The organism is Devosia algicola (genome assembly GCF_028816455.1).
Taxonomy (GTDB): domain Bacteria; phylum Pseudomonadota; class Alphaproteobacteria; order Rhizobiales; family Devosiaceae; genus Devosia; species Devosia algicola.
Map to the genome: position 1 here is coordinate 3,440,944 of NZ_CP118246.1, position 15,857 is coordinate 3,456,800.

General features: G+C 58.1%; 19 protein-coding genes and 1 pseudogene. 2 read left to right on the forward strand and 18 right to left on the reverse strand.

Translation table 11 applies throughout. The features are described from left to right. The first annotated feature begins 2 nt into the window (after nucleotides 1–2). The gene (locus PSQ19_RS18340) at nucleotides 3–662 is read left to right on the forward strand and encodes an HD domain-containing protein (protein ID WP_282218925.1); all 660 of its coding nucleotides are present in this window, start codon (nucleotides 3–5) and stop codon (nucleotides 660–662) included. Nucleotides 663–709: 47 nt separating this feature from the next. Here the strand turns inward: PSQ19_RS18340 and PSQ19_RS18345 are convergent, their stop codons facing one another. From PSQ19_RS18345 to PSQ19_RS18400, 9 genes and pseudogenes are all read right to left on the reverse strand, one after another. Beyond that, nucleotides 710–1,213: a F0F1 ATP synthase subunit B family protein gene (locus PSQ19_RS18345; protein ID WP_282218926.1), complete on the reverse strand. Its 504-nt coding sequence runs from the start codon at nucleotides 1,211–1,213 to the stop codon at nucleotides 710–712. Nucleotides 1,214–1,246: 33 nt separating this feature from the next. Beyond that, a complete protein-coding gene (locus PSQ19_RS18350; RefSeq protein WP_282218927.1) occupies nucleotides 1,247–1,810 on the reverse strand; it encodes a F0F1 ATP synthase subunit B in 564 nt (187 codons plus the stop codon). Nucleotides 1,811–1,921: 111 nt separating this feature from the next. Continuing rightward, complete coding sequence (locus tag PSQ19_RS18355; RefSeq protein WP_035032694.1) at nucleotides 1,922–2,149, reverse strand: F0F1 ATP synthase subunit C; 228 nt, start codon at nucleotides 2,147–2,149, stop codon at nucleotides 1,922–1,924. Nucleotides 2,150–2,227: 78 nt separating this feature from the next. After that, nucleotides 2,228–2,980 (reverse strand): F0F1 ATP synthase subunit A, encoded by a 753-nt coding sequence (locus PSQ19_RS18360; protein WP_282218928.1) that lies wholly within the window; start codon nucleotides 2,978–2,980, stop codon nucleotides 2,228–2,230. Between the two features lie 23 nt (nucleotides 2,981–3,003). Then, nucleotides 3,004–3,297, reverse strand: coding sequence for an AtpZ/AtpI family protein (locus tag PSQ19_RS18365; RefSeq protein WP_282218929.1), 294 nt, complete (start codon nucleotides 3,295–3,297; stop codon nucleotides 3,004–3,006). 293 nt (nucleotides 3,298–3,590) lie between these two features. Beyond that, nucleotides 3,591–7,050 (reverse strand): annotated as a pseudogene (smc, locus tag PSQ19_RS20095) (chromosome segregation protein SMC). Between the two features lie 39 nt (nucleotides 7,051–7,089). Continuing rightward, nucleotides 7,090–7,239 (reverse strand): hypothetical protein, encoded by a 150-nt coding sequence (locus tag PSQ19_RS18390; RefSeq protein WP_282218933.1) that lies wholly within the window; start codon nucleotides 7,237–7,239, stop codon nucleotides 7,090–7,092. Further along, nucleotides 7,220–7,855: a thioredoxin domain-containing protein gene (locus PSQ19_RS18395; protein WP_282218934.1), complete on the reverse strand. Its 636-nt coding sequence runs from the start codon at nucleotides 7,853–7,855 to the stop codon at nucleotides 7,220–7,222. The genes PSQ19_RS18390 and PSQ19_RS18395 overlap by 20 nt, the downstream gene beginning before the upstream one ends. Before the next feature lie 89 nt (nucleotides 7,856–7,944). After that, on the reverse strand, nucleotides 7,945–8,457 hold the full coding sequence (locus tag PSQ19_RS18400) for a DUF721 domain-containing protein (RefSeq protein WP_282218935.1): 513 nt from the start codon (nucleotides 8,455–8,457) through the stop codon (nucleotides 7,945–7,947). Between the two features lie 126 nt (nucleotides 8,458–8,583). Between PSQ19_RS18400 and PSQ19_RS18405 the strand changes: the two genes are divergently transcribed. Further along, the gene (locus PSQ19_RS18405) at nucleotides 8,584–9,639 is read left to right on the forward strand and encodes an A/G-specific adenine glycosylase (protein ID WP_407649041.1); all 1,056 of its coding nucleotides are present in this window, start codon (nucleotides 8,584–8,586) and stop codon (nucleotides 9,637–9,639) included. Here the strand turns inward: PSQ19_RS18405 and PSQ19_RS18410 are convergent. The 9 genes from PSQ19_RS18410 to PSQ19_RS18450 all read right to left on the reverse strand — a co-directional run bounded on the left by PSQ19_RS18410 (nucleotide 9,601) and on the right by PSQ19_RS18450 (nucleotide 15,760). Continuing rightward, complete coding sequence (locus tag PSQ19_RS18410) at nucleotides 9,601–10,218, reverse strand: FkbM family methyltransferase (RefSeq protein ID WP_282218936.1); 618 nt, start codon at nucleotides 10,216–10,218, stop codon at nucleotides 9,601–9,603. The genes PSQ19_RS18405 and PSQ19_RS18410 overlap by 39 nt on opposite strands. Before the next feature lie 29 nt (nucleotides 10,219–10,247). Continuing rightward, the gene (locus PSQ19_RS18415; protein ID WP_282218937.1) at nucleotides 10,248–11,075 is read right to left on the reverse strand and encodes a putative bifunctional diguanylate cyclase/phosphodiesterase; all 828 of its coding nucleotides are present in this window, start codon (nucleotides 11,073–11,075) and stop codon (nucleotides 10,248–10,250) included. Between the two features lie 34 nt (nucleotides 11,076–11,109). Then, the gene (locus PSQ19_RS18420) at nucleotides 11,110–12,153 is read right to left on the reverse strand and encodes a sensor domain-containing diguanylate cyclase (protein WP_282218938.1); all 1,044 of its coding nucleotides are present in this window, start codon (nucleotides 12,151–12,153) and stop codon (nucleotides 11,110–11,112) included. 31 nt (nucleotides 12,154–12,184) lie between these two features. Continuing rightward, nucleotides 12,185–12,604 carry a hypothetical protein gene (locus PSQ19_RS18425; protein ID WP_282218939.1) on the reverse strand — a complete coding sequence of 140 codons (420 nt, stop codon included), beginning with the start codon at nucleotides 12,602–12,604 and terminating at the stop codon, nucleotides 12,185–12,187. A 34-nt stretch (nucleotides 12,605–12,638) separates the two neighbouring features. Further along, a complete protein-coding gene (locus PSQ19_RS18430; RefSeq protein WP_282218940.1) occupies nucleotides 12,639–12,869 on the reverse strand; it encodes a hypothetical protein in 231 nt (76 codons plus the stop codon). Further along, a complete protein-coding gene (locus PSQ19_RS18435; RefSeq protein ID WP_282218941.1) occupies nucleotides 12,832–13,140 on the reverse strand; it encodes a hypothetical protein in 309 nt (102 codons plus the stop codon). Before PSQ19_RS18435 ends, PSQ19_RS18430 begins: the two co-directional genes overlap by 38 nt. A gap of 269 nt (nucleotides 13,141–13,409) precedes the next feature. Continuing rightward, nucleotides 13,410–13,772, reverse strand: a complete 363-nt coding sequence (locus PSQ19_RS18440; protein WP_282218942.1) for a GFA family protein — start codon at nucleotides 13,770–13,772, stop codon at nucleotides 13,410–13,412. Between the two features lie 165 nt (nucleotides 13,773–13,937). Beyond that, nucleotides 13,938–15,071 (reverse strand): site-specific DNA-methyltransferase, encoded by a 1,134-nt coding sequence (locus PSQ19_RS18445; RefSeq protein WP_282218943.1) that lies wholly within the window; start codon nucleotides 15,069–15,071, stop codon nucleotides 13,938–13,940. 92 nt (nucleotides 15,072–15,163) lie between these two features. Beyond that, nucleotides 15,164–15,760, reverse strand: a complete 597-nt coding sequence (locus PSQ19_RS18450; protein WP_282218944.1) for a ribonuclease HII — start codon at nucleotides 15,758–15,760, stop codon at nucleotides 15,164–15,166. Between the last annotated feature and the right edge of the window lie 97 nt (nucleotides 15,761–15,857).

The window sequence follows — 15,857 nt, forward strand, 5'->3', positions numbered from 1 at the left end:
TCATGACATACGCCGCATTGGCCGCTGGATTCGCGCCGTTCCAGGTCCTTGCCTCCGAACTGTTGCCGCATGCTTTTGCTGAGGACGACGGCTCGCACGACGTCGCGCATTTGCTGCGGGTTTGGAACAATGCCGAGGCGATCCGTCGCAAGGAGGGCGGAGACGCCGAGACCCTGGCGGTCGCGGTGCTTTTGCATGACTGTGTCGCAGTTGAGAAAAACGCGCCGCAGCGCGCTACGGCGTCCCGTCAAGCCGCCGTCAAGGCCACGGCATTGCTAAGCGACTTGGGGTGGTCAGCGCAAAGAACCAAGGCGGTGGCTCACGCCATCGAGGCCCACAGTTTTTCCGCCGGTGTCACACCTGAAACACATTTGGCCAAAACCCTTCAAGATGCCGACCGACTCGACGCCATTGGCATAGTGGGCGTGGCGCGCTGTTTTTATATCGCCGGGCGCATGGGGAGCGGACTATATGATCCAATCGATCCGCGCGCCTCGTCACGACAACTCGATGATAAGCGCTTCGCGATGGATCACTTTCGAACAAAGCTGTTCAAGCTTGCCGATGGCTTTCAAACCGCCACCGGTCGACATATGGCCGCCGAGCGACACCAGCGGCTCCAACGCTTTTATGATCTGTTCTTTGAAGAGGTCGGTGCGTAAAAAAAGGCGGGCATCGCGCCCGCCTGTAGCATCTTTGGGCCTTAAGGCTAGTTCAGCCGCGCACTCACCTCGGTGATAGCTTGATCGACAAGGGCATCACCCTTTTTACTCATCTGCTTGGTCAATAAAACCCTGGCCGCCTCGATGGCGACATCAGCTGACTTGGCGCGCACCTCGGCGACGGCCTGTGACTCGGCCTGGGCAATCTTGTCCTCGACCGCCTTGGTACGCCGGGCGATCATGTCGGTCAAAGCAACATTAGCCTCGGCGGTCAGACGCTTGGCGTCCTCCTGCGCGGCCGTAACAATTCCGGCGGCTTCGTTTTCGGCTTCCGCCCGCTTGCTTTCATATTCGGCCAGAAGGGCTTCAGCATCGGTCCGCAGACGTTTGGCCTCGGCAATTTCTTCCTCAATCTTGGCAATGCGATCGTCCAGCAGTTTGGCAACAATCCGGGGCATGCCATAATAGATGGTGACGCCGATAAATATGATTAGCGAAACGGTCGCCCAGATCGTGGCCCAGGTGGTGGCATCGATGTTTGAAAAGTCCATCTGGCTTACTCCTTGGAAACCTGGGCGACGGCATCACGAGGCTTCCTTGGCCGAACCGGTGCCGGTCAGTTGCTGCACCAGTGCCTCAACAGTATCAGCGGCGATCTCGCCAACATGACCCAATGCCTCCGTCTTGGTCGCCTGGATGCGTGCTTCCGCCTCGGCAACCTTCTTGGACAGGTCAGCTTCGACCGACTGGCGCTTGGCGTCGATGTCGGCCTTGATGCCCTGGCGGGTTTCTTCGGCCAGCGCATGGCTTTTCGCGCGTGCATCGGCCAGTTCGGCCTCGTAGGCGGCAATGGCAGCATCGGTTTTCTGCCGCGAGGCATCGGCGGCATTCAGATCGCCGTCAATACGCGCCTTGCGATCATCCAGAATAGCGCCAATGCGCGGCAGGGCCAGGCGGCTGATCGCGACATATAGCGCTGCAAAAGTAATAACCAGCCAGATCAGCTGTGTGCCGAATGTGGAGGGATCAAATGGGGGGAACGCCTCGCCATGTTCGGCGGGAACACCGGTGCTCGAATGCGTCGCATCGGCTCCCGTCGCGTGTTCGGCTTCGGTTGAGATGTCGGCCTGCGCTATAGTGGTTTCCATATCGATACCCGCTGATGGCAAATCGTCCGGCGCAACTGGCCGGTTAAGCGAGCGGCAGCCTCAAGCTGATGCCTGCCGGCCGCCGTTCACAAATTCCAACGTCTGAAACAATCAGACTGCGAACAACAGCAGAAGAGCGATCAGGAACGAGAAAATCCCCAAAGCTTCAGTCACGGCAAACCCGAAGATCAGGTTACCGAATTGGCTCTGGCTGGCGGATGGGTTGCGCAATGCACCCGACAGGAAGCTGCCGAAGATGTTGCCCACGCCGATAGCCGCGCCGGCCATGCCGATAGCTGCAATACCGGCACCGATGTACTTGGCGGCAATTGGATCCATTTTAATGCTCCTTTGAACTCTGATATCTGGATAGATTGACTTTAACGCCTGATCACCGCGATCAGGTGAACCGGGGAATTAGTGCGAGGGGTGAATAGCGTCGTTGAGATACATGGATGTCAGCACCGCGAACACATAGGCCTGCAACACCGCAACCAACAATTCGAGTGCCGTCAGTGCGACCGTCATGGCCAGCGGCAGCGCTGCGCCGAGAAATCCGAGCCAGCCGAGTGTACCCATGGTGAAAACGAAGCCAGCGAACACCTTGAGCGTAATATGGCCAGCCAGAATATTGGCGAACAAACGTACCGAGAGTGAAATCGGGCGCGACAGGAACGAAACAATTTCAATTGGCACCACGATGGGCAAGACATAACCGGGCACGCCCTGAGGCACGAACAGTTTGAGAAAACCTATGCCATTCTTCATGAACCCGTAGATCAGCACGACGCTGATAACCAGGATCGCCAAGGCAAATGTAATGACAATATGGCTGGTGATGGTGAAGAAGAACGGAATGATGCCGAACAAATTGCCGATCAGCACAAACATGAAGATCGAGAACACGAAGGGGAAGAACTTCATGCCCTCTGTACCCGCCGCGCCGCGCAACATATTGGCGACGAACTCGTAGAGCATCTCCGAAACCAGCTGCGCACGGGTTGGTACCAGCTTGCGACCGGCGGTCGAGATCAGCAGGTAGGACACAATCAGTCCAACCGTCAGGACCATGAACAGCGAGGAATTGGTGAAGGCAAAACTGTCACCGAGCGGCACCATGCTGGTAATGCCAAACTGGTGTATCGGGTCGACTTTGGTCGGATCGGCCAAGGTTCAATTCCTTGTTGGTCGGTCTATCGTTCATCTTCGTCGTCTGCGTCCGGGCCTAGGTCCGAACCGGGTGGCGGCGGTGCCGCCTTGTTCATTTCACCCACAGCGCGGGTGATATTCATGATGCCTGCCGCAAAACCCACCAGGAGCATGACAAGCATGATCCACGGGCGGGTTCCGAGCACCTGGTCGAGAACAAACCCGATCCCGATGCCAACCAGAATGGCGGCGATGAACTCAGAACCAAGCCGTACTGCACGGCCCACATTGGTCGAGCCTTCCCGACGTCCGTGCCGCCGCCTGACTGGCTTGGGCATTCCGGTCCCGTTTGGCAGAGGCAATGCGTTCGGCAAGGTCTTTTGTGACCCCGCTTTTACCCACCTTGCGGCGATCATGGTCAGGCGAATTTGCCATCGCGCTTTCCACCTCACCCAACCCGCACCAATCTTGGCTGGAGCCCCTCTAAGTCGTGCGCACCATACTGACAGCCACCAAAGGTGTCAAGAACGTGAATAAACCTCTAAGTTATTGAAACATATAGTTATATTGTGTCGAGGCTCAGGGTGCGGCACCGTGTCATCAACAGAATCCCCGACCTCGCCCTTCGCGCCTACACAGCCTCGAGAAAAGATTCTGCCGTTCCCAGATCGACCGACACCAGCTGGCTCACGCCCCGTTCGGCCATGGTAACGCCGAACAGGCGATCCATCCGCGCCATGGTGATCGGATTGTGCGTAATGGTCATGAAACGCGTGTTGGTGCGCTGACGCATCGAGTCGAGCAGATTGCAAAAACGTTCCACATTGGCATCGTCGAGTGGCGCATCAACCTCGTCCAGCACGCAGATCGGGGCGGGATTGGTCAGGAATACCGCAAAGATCAGGCTCATGGCCGTCAACGCCTGTTCACCGCCTGACAACAATGTCATCGTTTGCGGCTTTTTGCCGGGCGGGCGGGCAATGATTTCCAACCCGGCCTCGAGCGGATCCTCGCTTTCGACAAATTTCAGTTCCGCCGTGCCACCGCCGAACAGATTGGTGAACAATTCCTGAAAGAACACATTCACCCGGTCAAACGCCTCCGACAATCGGGCGCGCCCTTCGCGGTTGAGCGATTGAATGCCTAGCCGCAGCTTGGCAATTGCCTCGATCAGATCGTCGCGATCCTTGATCATGGTCGCAAGTCTGGTGCTGACCTCCTCGGCTTCGCGTTCGGCTGTCAGATTGACGCCGCCCAACCGCTCGCGTTCGGCCTTCAAGCGTTCCAGCTTCTGCTCGACCGCGCCTTCGGCGGGCAATGGCGCCTCCGGGCGAATGCCCGAGGCTTCCAGCGTGCGTGAAGCCTCGATGCCCAGCGTCTCGATCACCAATCGCTCAATCTGCTGTCGCTGGGCAATGGCACCTTTGAGCCGCTCCTCTATCCGACCCAGGCTCAACCCGCGCGGCTACCAGAATTTCACTGGCCTGCCGCAGGTCTTTTTCGGCGGCGCGATGGCCCGTCTGCGCATGGTTGAACGAGTCCGTTGCCACCTTGTGAGTGACGGTGGCATCCTCGATTTCGGCCGCCAACGCACTCGCCCGATCTTCATATCCGGCAGGGGCGGCGCTGGCGGCGCCTAATTGCGCCTCGACCTCATTGACCCGCGCCTCCAGCGTCTTCAACTGGACCCGCGCCCCCTCGCAGCGCCGTTCCCAGGCTCGCCTGATCGCGGCTCAACTGCGTCAGTCTGTTCTGCCGCATCTGCGATGTGCTTTCGATGCCGGCCAATTTGACGCTCGCCAGTTCCGCCCGCTCGCGCGCCAGCTTCAACTGTGCTTCCTGCGTTGCCAACAAATTGGCAGCGTGATTTTCCTCGCTGCTCGCCTCCAGCGCCTCTTTGGTCGACAATTGCGCCGCCTCGGCTTCGGCAAGAGAGGTTACCAGTCGGACCCGCGCATCCTCCAACGCACCTTTTCGCGTCGTCAATTCACTAACGGCGTATTGGGCGTCGTCCACCGCGCCCTGCGCAGCCGTTATGGCGTGCTGGGCTGTGCGCCAGCGCTCCCGCTTCGCCTTTTCATCTTGTCGCGCGGTCTCAAGGATGCCGCTCAGTGCCATTAAATCGCGCTGCCGAGACTGCTGATCGCCGCGCGCCTGAGCGATTTCCTCATCCAGTTCGGCCAGCCGGTTGCGCTGGGCAAGGCGCATAGCCGCAGGGCTGGGTGCATCGGCCGCCGCAACCAACCCATCCCATCGCCAAATATCGCCACTTGGCGTTACCAGCACTTGCCCTGTCCTTAAGGCTCTGCATTAGGCCCGGACCGTCGGCTCGGTCTACCACGCCAATCTGTGCCAGACGGCGGCGAAGCCGGTCGCTGCCCCCAACATGGCGCACCAGTGGTTCGGCCCCTTGCGGCAGGGCTGGATCGGTCGAGGTGTCAAGCGCGTCGGTCCAGTATATCGGCGCGTCCTGACTTGCCGATGCCTCAAGATCATCACCCAGCGCCGCGCCAAGTGCGGTCTCATAGCCGGGCTCAACCCGCAGATCATCAACAATGGCTGACCATTGTCGTGATCCATTGTTGAGCATTTTTTTCAGCGTTGCGGCCTCCGCCTCGAGGCGGTTCAGACTGGATTCGATCTCTGACAGCCCGGGGCGAGCGACGTTCACGGCGTGTTCCGCTTCGGTACTGGCCGTCTCCGCTGCGAGCGTTTGGGCCTCGGCCTCGCGCGTCGCCTCTTGCGCCGCTTCGAGCGCCGTTCGCGTCAGCACCAGCGCCTGGTTCTGGTTCAAGCGACCCAAAATGTCCCGGGTTTCGCGATCAACCTCATCAATCTGCTGCCTGATGCGCGTCACGCGAGCCCGAGCGTCCTCAAAGGCTCGGACAGTCTGGGCCTTTCGAGCGCGAATTTCAGCCACCGCTTCGGCTGCCTGCCGCGCCGACAGTTCCGCCTGATCTGCCCCAAGGCGCGCGGCCTCGGCTTCGGCGCGCGCCGTATCAAACTCGGTTTGGGCGGCGCGCGTTTCCGCCGCCAACGCAAGTGACTCCTCGGCATAGCGCGCCAAATTGGCCTCACTTTCACCCAGCAAGTCGCGCTCACGCTGTGTATCGGTAGAAAATTGGCGCAGGCGTTCTTGCAATTCGGCCTGCCGCTGGCTGGCACGGCGTGTTTCCTCGGCCAATTGCTCGGAAAGGATTTTGAACCGTTGCAACACCGCCCCACTCGCCGCTTCCTGCTCGCGTAATGGTTGCAGCGCCGCCTCTGAGGCATCGAGTTTTTTCTGTGCTTGCCGTTCCAGATGCGTGGCGTCGGCCAGATCGCGGATCAACACGCCCTGTTGCGCCTCGGTTTCTTTTTCGGCAAACCGCGCCGAAACCCAGCGAATGTGAAACAATGTCGCCTCGGACCGGCGAATGTCGCCTGATAGCGACCTGTAGCGCAGCGCCAGCCGCGCCTGCCGCTTGAGCGCATCAAGCTGGGTTTCGATCTGGGCGATAACATCATCGACGCGGTTCAGATTCTGTTCGGCGCCGCGCAATCGCAGTTCGGCTTCGTGGCGCCTGGAATGCAATCCTGAAATGCCAGCCGCTTCCTCGAGTAGCGCACGCCTTTGCACCGGTTTGGCTGCGATCAGTTCGCCAATTTGACCCTGACGCACCATGGCGGGCGAGTGCGCACCGGTCGACGCATCGGCAAATAGGAGTTGCACGTCGCGCGCACGCACTTCCTTGCCATTGACCCGATAGACCGACCCGGCTTCGCGCTCGATCCGGCGCGTTACCTCCAAAATGTCGGCATTATTGAGGGCCGCCGGTGCGGTGCGGTCACTATTGTCGAGCACCAGGGTCACTTCGGCACTGTTTCGCCCCGGTCGATTGCCCGAGCCCGCAAAGATGACATCATCCATGCCCGAGCCGCGCATGGCTTTATAGGAGCCTTTCCCCCATCGCCCAGCGCATGGCCTCGACCAGATTGGATTTGCCGCACCCATTGGGGCCGACGATGCCGGTCAATCCCGGTTCCATGACCAATTCGGTTTGGTCACAAAATGATTTGAAGCCGTGAAGGCGGAGCCGCGAAAATTTCATCGCGCGGCTCGCCAGCGTGTCAAGATTGGCAGGAAGACGCTATTTTGCCGGACTGCTGGTGTCGGCGGGCGCCATTGCATCCGCTGCCGGTGCCATGGCATCGGCTGCCGGTGCCATAGCGTCGCTGGCCGGGGTAAAGTTCTGCCCTGCCGGCAGCAATGGATCGATTTCAGCGGCGAGGCTCTTCAAGCGATTTGTCCCCGGAGAGGGTCTTGCCATCAATATAGAAGGTCGGCGTACCCTCCAAACCAAAATCATTGAGGGCCTGATCGCGCACCGCAACAAGTTTGTTGAACCCGTCCACATCTTTCAGCGTTGTTTCGAACTGTTCGTCCGAAAAGCCGAGCTGTCGTGCAATTTCCTGCAACGCATCACGCAATTTCGCCGATTGGATCCAGTCAGGTTGTGTCTTGTAGTAGGTTTCAATGACCTGATGAAACCGCATTGGTCCCGCCGACTCTGCCAGCATGAAGATTGCCGCGTCAATCGCGCCTGCCTGACCACCGCGCATCAGTGGGCGCAACAGGAACCGAACCTTGCCGGTGTCGATATAGGCCTTCTTGAACTCAGGATAGACATTGTTTGAAAACGAAGCGCAGTGCGGACAAGTTGGAGAGGCATATTCGATGACCGTCACCGGCGCATCCTCGGCACCAAGCGGAAAATCGCTCCAACCGCCAGCGGGCGCCATCAGCTTGGCCGTATCAATCATATCGCCCTCGGCGGCCATCACCCCCGGTGCGATCAGACCAAAGGCGGCAGCCGCAGAGGCCAGAACAAGTGTATCTCGACGGTTAAACTTCACGATGAACGCTCCAATATTGCTTTGTGGGGACACTACACATCAGCATCGCGACCACAAGAGGGCATGACTATCAATAGGCGGTGAACGCCCTATTCAATCCGTTTCCGGCGTCGCTGAGCCAGGGCATGGCCAAGACCGCGCAGTGCCTCGCGCACGCCCTCATCATCCACCCCTGCAACGCTCGCACCAATTTTGGCGCGAATTTCGGGGGCAGGCTCGGCAACATTTTTGTCGGGCACGGTTGAACCGGGGATGAACGGTTCCACTGACAAACGCACTTGTCCCACCAGCACATAACCAAAATAGCGATTGACCGCAGCGGCTATTCGCGCGCCTTCATGCGCGATTGCCAACCCGTGTCCAGGCACGCAACGCAGGTAAAGCGTTGCCCCTTCTGCACTTCGTTCTCCGCGCGGCCAGCCCAACCTGTCTGGTATCGCTATACGATCATAAGGGGCAGGGGCCATGGCCGCCCAATGGTTCAATATATCCTGGCTGGCAAAACCGCGTTTCTTGAGTACCGGATCCAGCGCACCGGCAAGCGCATCGGCAATACCGACTGCGCGATTGCGGCGCTTGAATGTCATCGATTTTGCCGCCATCAGCCCTTTATCCAAGCACGCTTCGATTGGTTTTGGTCTACCGCGCCACCCGCACAGGCGCAAGCATAGCCCGGCCCTAACACTTTTGACTTGCGTTACCGGGGGCGCTTCTCCACATCTGCACACATGAATTTGTCGACCGCATTGCCCATTGATAGCGCCGCTGTTCTGCGTTGGTATGATCGTTATGCCCGTGACCTTGCCTGGCGTACCGGGCCGGCTGAACGAGCGCGCGGTGACGCGCCGGATCCCTATAGGGTTTGGCTATCCGAAGTGATGTTGCAGCAAACCACCGTCGCAACCGTTGGCAGGTATTTTGCCCGATTTACATCGCTCTGGCCTACAGTATTCGATCTGGCCGCGGCGCCGTTGGACGCGGTTTTGGTTGAATGGGCAGGGCTTGGCTATTATGCGCGAGCCCGCAATTTGCACGCCTGCGCTGTCGCGGTCGTGGAGCATCACGACGGTGTGTTCCCCAAAACCTCCAACGCCCTGCAGGCCCTGCCTGGCATTGGCGCTTACACCAGCGCAGCAATTGCCGCTATCTGCCATGACGAACCAATAGCCGTGCTCGATGGTAATCTCGACCGCGTGCTGGCGCGCTACTATCGCCTGGATGTCCCGGTGCGCGAAGCCAAGGAAACGCTGCGCGCCGCGCTGCAAACAGTGATACCCGCGCGGGCCGGAGACTTTGCTCAGGCAATGATGGATATCGGCGCCACCATCTGCACCCCTCGCAAGGCGCTGTGCACCTCCTGCCCGCTGCGGTCCGGATGTTTGGCGCGGACCACCGAAAATCCGACACTCTTTCCCATCAAGGCCCAAAAGACTGAACGGCCAACGCGGTATGGCCATGCTTTTGTGATGTTTGACGGTGATGGCGATATTTTTCTCGAAACCCGGCCTGATAAAGGCCTGTTGGCCAAAATGACCCAGACACCAACCTCTGAATGGACCGCAAGGCCGAGCGATCCCCGCTTTCCTTGCCCCGGATATTGGCAGCCCCATGGTCGGATCGTCCACGTTTTTACCCATTTCAGGCTCGAGCTCGAAGTCTGGTCGATCAAATTGGTTGATGCCGCCGCGCTCGAACATGGCTGGTGGGCCGATCCCCGCGCGTTTGGACGCGAGGCCTTGCCGACCCTATTTCGAAAAGTGTTGGCGCAGTCGGGGTTGGCGTAGTTTTTTGCCAGAACCCGACCGAGGCAATATTATCGCCAGATGACCAATTTGGTGTGGGCGCCCACCTCGCGCACGATGCGGTCGTGCGCACTGGCAACGTTTGGAAATCGTTCGGGGTGAAATTCGCACCGAAGGCTCATCAACCAGATCAATGGCGCCATTGTCGAGCAGGTGCTGAAGAACTTGATATTCCGCGCCCTCGATATCCATTTTGACAATGACATTATCGTCGGCGCCAACATTCGTACGCAGCCATTGCGCCAGATCCAGCGTCTGCACTTCGACAGATTGATCGTAGGTAATGGCATATTGAGGATAGTTCTCGAGCGTTACCTTGCCTTCGAGCAGTGTCGAGGATACGGGATCGCCGAGATAGAGCGGCATAACACCCGCAGCTGTCCATGCCGCCATCTCAATGATATCGACACGCTGACCATCAAAGCGCTGTCTCAGCGCGGCACAAAGCGTAGGGTTCGGCTCAATTGCCCAACAATGATCCACCGTGGCCGCAGCCATTTGTTCAGCGATTGTGTCGCCTATATTGGCCCCGATATCTATATAGAGGGATCGACTGCTCATGCCTGACTTTCGGCTTTGCCGTCCAGGCCCTACTTCACCAGGCCGAGATAGCGTTTGCTCCGGTTAAGGCGGCGGCCCACACTATCGGGTCCGGTTGCCTCGGCGCGCACAAGCGCATGAAACTCATGCTCGGGCAAGGGGCGGTTGAAATAATAACCCTGCGCTTCGGTGCAATCAGCTTCCCGCACAATGTTGAGCTGGTCCAGTGTTTCAACGCCTTCGGCGGTCGTAGTCATATTCAGGCGTTTGGCAAGCTGGGCTACCGATTGAACGATGGCAAACCGATCACCGCGATCCTCAAGGCCGCGGACAAACGACTGATCGATCTTGATCTTGTTGAACGGAAACCGCAGCAGATAGCTTAATGACGAAAAGCCCGTGCCGAAATCATCCAGTGCTATGGGGCAGCCCAGCGCGCTCAACTGGCGCAGTGTTTCAAGATTTGTGCTGCTGTCATGCAGTAGCACCGACTCTGTGATCTCGAGTTCGACACGACCTGGCGCCATGCCTGAGCGGACCAGCATGTCCTGGACGCGGCGCGCCAGCGTCGAATCCCGGAACTGGACAGGGGACAGATTGACCGACACCCGAACGTTGTCCGGCCAGTTGCTTGCATCACGCAGTGCCTGCTGCATCGCCCATTCACCAAGGTCGTCGATAAAGCCGGTCTCTTCTGCCAATGGGATAAATTCCGCCGGCGAGATGGAGCCGTGAACCGGGTGATTCCACCGCAACAAGGCTTCGCCCGAGACGATTTTCATGCTCTGTAGCGAAATCAGAGGCTGGTAATACAATTGGAACTGGCCGTTGGCCAGACCCCGTCGCAGGTCAACCTCAAGGCCGCGCCGGCGATGCAACTTCTCTTCCAGTTCGGGATCGAAGTAGCGGAATTTATTGGCGCCCAGGCTCCTTGGCCCGGTAAAGCGCCAGATCGGCTTTCTTGATTAACTCATCACTGTCGCTGCCGTCCTGTGGACCAAAGGCGATGCCGATGCTGGTGGTGATCTGAATTTCGGTGTGGCCTACTAAATAGGGTCGACTAATGGCCTTCAGCACGCGTTCCGCCAGCGCCTGAGTGCTTGAAAATAATTCGGATCCGGGCAAATGCAGGATTGCAAACTCATCTCCGCTCAGGCGGGCGATCACGTCGGGCGACGTGACGGTGCTTGCCAGTCGATCCGCGATGGCGCGCAGTAGCGCATCCCCGGTTGGATGCCCCAGCGTATCGTTTACTTCCTTGAACCGGTCGACATCCAGATAGAGAACGGCAAATGGGTTGCCGGCATCCCTCAATTCATGAAGGGCGTTTTCAGTGTGCTGCCAGAAGAGTAGTCGGTTCGGCAGTCCCGTCAGGCCATCATGGTGGGCCATATGAGCGATTCGATCCTGGGCGTTCTGGCGCTCCGTTATGTCCTCGAATGTAGAAACCCATCCCCCGCTTGCCATCGGTTCATGAGAGACAAACAACACCGTGCCATCATCTAGCCGGTGCGTCCGTCGATAGGGTGTCTCGGCGACATACACGCCAAGCGGGTCTGCTGTGCTCACATCGACAGCGACCGGCAGCATGCTGGCAGGTAGTATTTTTTCGAGTGCTTGTCCCTGCCAGTTTGCGCCCTCATAGAGTGAAAACAAATTGAGAAACTGCTTGTTGGAAACCAGCAACCGCCGGTCACCATCGGTCAGGCACAAGCCTTGGGACATGTTGTTAACAGCGGCCTCAAACCAGTTGTACTGGGTTTGCAGGGCACGATCCTTGCGCCGCAACTGCTCATGCGTCCGCGTTAGCGCCCGGTTGTTCAGCAGCAGCAGCACAACGAACACAAAGCCACAGGCGATCAGCCCGGTCGCCACCCAGGCAAACACTTTTTGCAGGCCAAACAATTGCTCGCGTTCGCGATTGAGGCGGCTGGAATTCCATGCATTGGCGTCCACCGACAAGCGAACCAGCTTGGGATATACCGGATCAAGAAGGCTCGAGCATACGCACCGGCGTGCCCTCGACGTCTAATTCACCCAGCAACGCCCGCGCCTTGGAAACGGCGTCGTCGAGTGCTGCCAACGTTTTTACGTTCCGCTGGTCCGAGGCGATGAACAGGGCCAAGGCACTGCTGTGCAATGTTTGCAACCGGTTGCTGATAATATCGAAGCGCATCTCGACCTCGGCCCGGTCAATTCCGGAACCAGAAAGCCCATAGGCGCTGATTCGTTGTTCGAGGCGGGCATATTCGGAGGGACTCTGCGCCGTCATCCAGGAAATATTGCCGCGGCCCACTGGTTCGAGCGCCGTCTGACGCTCGAACAGCAGGCTGGCGATATAGATCGCGGTAATGACAAAGGCGGCGACGCCAATCGCCAACGCTATACGCAACGGGTCCAGACGCATTAGCCCGGCCCGGGATCGAATTCGAGCCACCTAACTACTCGACTGCAATCGCTTTGACCTGCCATACGGCGCGTCCATGGTAGGGCTGACCCTGCAGCACCGTGTCGCTGTCAAATGGATAGATGACGAAGAATGGACCCTGATCATTGACCGGCATGTAGTCGCCATCCCGCTTGATAGCCAGAATGACGTTGAACTGGGAAAAATCGGCAACCGGAATATCGACGCTATAGTCGTTCAGGGCGGTAACGGTGGCGAGACTCACCACTGACACCCGCCGCTTCCAGCAGGCGAGTCATCGGGACGCCTTCAAAATCCACGACACCCTCATTCCAAGGGGTAGAGGTTTTTACTGACACCATGCCAATGGCTTCAAGCTGATCGCGATCAAAAACGACCGACCCTGGTGATCCCGAAATCGTGCCCTCTACCGTAAGCGTGGGTAAATCGGTTTCGGCGCCCTGGGCTGTGGCCATCGGCACCATCGTGCACAATGCTCCGATCATAAATCCTGCAATTTGGCGTGAAACGTCCATGACAATACTCCTTAAGACATTTCAACCTACCCGGAAAAACTTCAGATGCCGTTAATTGCGGAAAAGGAATTTTATCCGCGGCTGCCACCGACAGCGATGGTGATCTTGACGGTTTCTGTTCGCGCATAGTTCGACTGCCAGAGGTAAACAAAGCCGCCGGGGCAAACCGGCGGCCCGTTTGGGCCTGAGATGATTGGAGGTCAAAATCAGACTGAATTGCCCGGCGCAATCGGCGGGTCGTAGATTGTCTCAAATTGGCTTCGGTCGCCTCAAGAGGACCGGCCATCGACATGTGTGGACTGCAACTGCCGTGGATCGACATCGTCCAGCGTATTTACATTGACCGCTACCATCTCGCCACCATCAGGGGTTGCTCCAAAACTGAAACTTTGTATCCCACAGATCTTGCAGAACTGATGGCGGATCGCATGCTTGTTGAACAAATATTCGCTGAGCGCGTCATTCCCCTTTATCAGCGTAAAATTGGAACGTGGCGCAAATGCCAATACTGATCCCAACCGCTGACATCGCGAGCAATTACAGGTGATACTCTGCGTCAGATCTAGCCCTGAAACCTCATATTCGACGACACCACATTGACAACTTCCGTGCAACTTGTCTTCCGACACCATCCATCTCCACTCTTGGATACGTAATTAAAACTAGTCTATTGAGGCGTAAATGTTCTTGATATGTTCTATTTCGTTCGGGCGATTTAGTCAAGCCTGCGGCACAATGCAAAAACCGCCGGGGCAAACCGGCGGTCAGTTTGAGCCTGAGGTGATTGGAGGTCAAAATCAGGCGGAAAGCAAATCAAGTTTGGCGCGTATATTGCTTCGCAGGTCATCGATCGGGGCAATTGTCCCGTCGATCTCATGATGCCAGAACGTCCAGCCGTTACACGCTTCCGCCCCTTGAACCAAGGCGCCGACCTTGTGGATTGAACCCTGATGCTTGCCAGCAATCAGCGAACCATCGGCACGCACCATGGCGCTGTAGCGTCGCTTGGTGTCAAACAATGTCGCCCCGGGCGCAATAACGCCCTGTTCGAGCAACGAACCGAATGGAATCCGCGTTTCCTTGCGCTTTGGTGTCACCGACTGCAGTGCCTCGAAAACGCCGGGTCGGATGGTGGCAATCCGCTTGAGGGCGGCAGTGATATAGGTGTCTTCGCGTTCAATGCCGATGAAATGGCGCCCCAGTTTGCGCGCCACCGCGCCGGTGGTGCCTGTGCCGAAAAACGGATCAAGCACGATATCGCCCGGCTTCGTCGTTGCATTCAGAATTCGGAACAGCAAGGCTTCGGGCTTCTGGGTTGGATGAACTTTTTCGTCATCCTCGTTCTTAAGCCGTTCGTTCCCCGTGCACAGGGGAAATAGCCAGTCGCTGCGCATTTGCGTGTCGTCATTGGCCAGTTTCATGGCCTCATAGTTGAAGGTCACCCGACTTTTCTGGCTTTTGGCGGCCCAGATTAATGTTTCATGGGCATTGGTAAAGCGCGTGCCGCGAAAATTCGGCATCGGATTGGCTTTGCGCCACACAATGTCGTTGAGCATCCAGAAATCGAGATCCTGCAGCGCCGTCCCCACCCGGAATATATTGTGGTAACTGCCGATCACCCACAGCGCACCGTCGGGCTTGAGCAGGCGTCGTGCCGCTTTCAACCAGGCCCGGGAAAATTTGTCATAGTGGGCAAAACTGTCGAACTTGTCCCAGTCATCATCCACCGCGTCGACCTTGCTCTGGTCGGGCCGCGTCAAACCCTGATCCAATTGCAAATTATAGGGCGGGTCGGCAAAAATGAGATCAACCGAGCCCGCGGGCAGGGCATTCATGTGGTCGATGCAATCGCCCACCAGGATGGTATCTATGGGAAGGCCTTGTGCCTTCTCCGCAGCGGCCGGTTCGGCCGTACGCGCGGTACGCAACATCTACTTAACCCTAACGCAGTACTAACAATCCCGTTGTAGGCGCTTAGGGTTAAAGATCAACTAATCCAATTGGTTAGCGATAGGTTAAAGCCTCAGGCAGTGCCGGCGAAGCCAAGCCGGAACTGCACCACAGGCGCAAAATCAGCCCGATGGTGACGGCAGGGACCATGGGCGCCAAGCGCCGCAAGATGCTGGGGTGTGCCATAGCCCTTGTGCCCTGAAAACCCGAACTGTGGCGCATCGCAATCCATAATCGCACACATGCGATCCCGCATGACTTTGGCCACGATCGACGCGGCAGCAATCGAAACGCTGCGTCCATCGCCGCCAATCAGCGCCTCGCTTTGGCAGGGCATGCCCGGCGGCACGTCGCGGCCATCGATAAGCGCGCAATCGGGTTGTCGCGACAGGCCATTGGCCGATTGGGCCATCGCCCACAAAGTGGCGCCGCGAATATTGCGTGTCTGAATGATTTGGGGCGGTGCCGCCACCACCGCGATTGCCGCGCCGCTGGCTACGATATGATCGAACAGCGCCTCGCGCTGGCGCGCGTTCAGTTTTTTGGAATCGTTCAGGCCTGTCGGAATGATGTCGGCGTTGAGCACCACAGCGGCCACCACCACCGGACCCGCCAGCGGCCCGCGCCCGGCCTCGTCAATGCCCGCAATAATTCTGGCGCCCCGTGCCATCGCAGCGCTTTCACAAGAAAAATCGGGTATTTGAATGGGTTTCGATTCTCTGGTCATGCATCAGAACTTTGCTGCGTGATCGTGAAGGCGTCGGGTT

What these genes read in the sequence shown, in the direction of transcription:
- PSQ19_RS18350 (WP_282218927.1), bottom strand. Translation starts at nt 1,810, where the DNA reads ATGGAAACCACTATAGCGCAGGCCGACATCTCAACCGAAGCCGAACAC.
- PSQ19_RS18445 (WP_282218943.1), bottom strand. Translation starts at nt 15,071, where the DNA reads ATGTTGCGTACCGCGCGTACGGCCGAACCGGCCGCTGCGGAGAAGGCA.
- PSQ19_RS18340 (WP_282218925.1), top strand. Translation starts at nt 3, where the DNA reads ATGACATACGCCGCATTGGCCGCTGGATTCGCGCCGTTCCAGGTCCTT.
- PSQ19_RS18405 (WP_407649041.1), top strand. Translation starts at nt 8,584, where the DNA reads ATGAATTTGTCGACCGCATTGCCCATTGATAGCGCCGCTGTTCTGCGT.
- PSQ19_RS18410 (WP_282218936.1), bottom strand. Translation starts at nt 10,218, where the DNA reads ATGAGCAGTCGATCCCTCTATATAGATATCGGGGCCAATATAGGCGAC.
- PSQ19_RS18400 (WP_282218935.1), bottom strand. Translation starts at nt 8,457, where the DNA reads ATGGCGGCAAAATCGATGACATTCAAGCGCCGCAATCGCGCAGTCGGT.
- PSQ19_RS18345 (WP_282218926.1), bottom strand. Translation starts at nt 1,213, where the DNA reads ATGGACTTTTCAAACATCGATGCCACCACCTGGGCCACGATCTGGGCG.
- PSQ19_RS18365 (WP_282218929.1), bottom strand. Translation starts at nt 3,297, where the DNA reads ATGCCCAAGCCAGTCAGGCGGCGGCACGGACGTCGGGAAGGCTCGACC.
- PSQ19_RS18450 (WP_282218944.1), bottom strand. Translation starts at nt 15,760, where the DNA reads ATGGCACGGGGCGCCAGAATTATTGCGGGCATTGACGAGGCCGGGCGC.
- PSQ19_RS18440 (WP_282218942.1), bottom strand. Translation starts at nt 13,772, where the DNA reads ATGGTGTCGGAAGACAAGTTGCACGGAAGTTGTCAATGTGGTGTCGTC.
- PSQ19_RS18435 (WP_282218941.1), bottom strand. Translation starts at nt 13,140, where the DNA reads ATGGACGTTTCACGCCAAATTGCAGGATTTATGATCGGAGCATTGTGC.
- PSQ19_RS18355 (WP_035032694.1), bottom strand. Translation starts at nt 2,149, where the DNA reads ATGGATCCAATTGCCGCCAAGTACATCGGTGCCGGTATTGCAGCTATC.
- PSQ19_RS18425 (WP_282218939.1), bottom strand. Translation starts at nt 12,604, where the DNA reads ATGCGTCTGGACCCGTTGCGTATAGCGTTGGCGATTGGCGTCGCCGCC.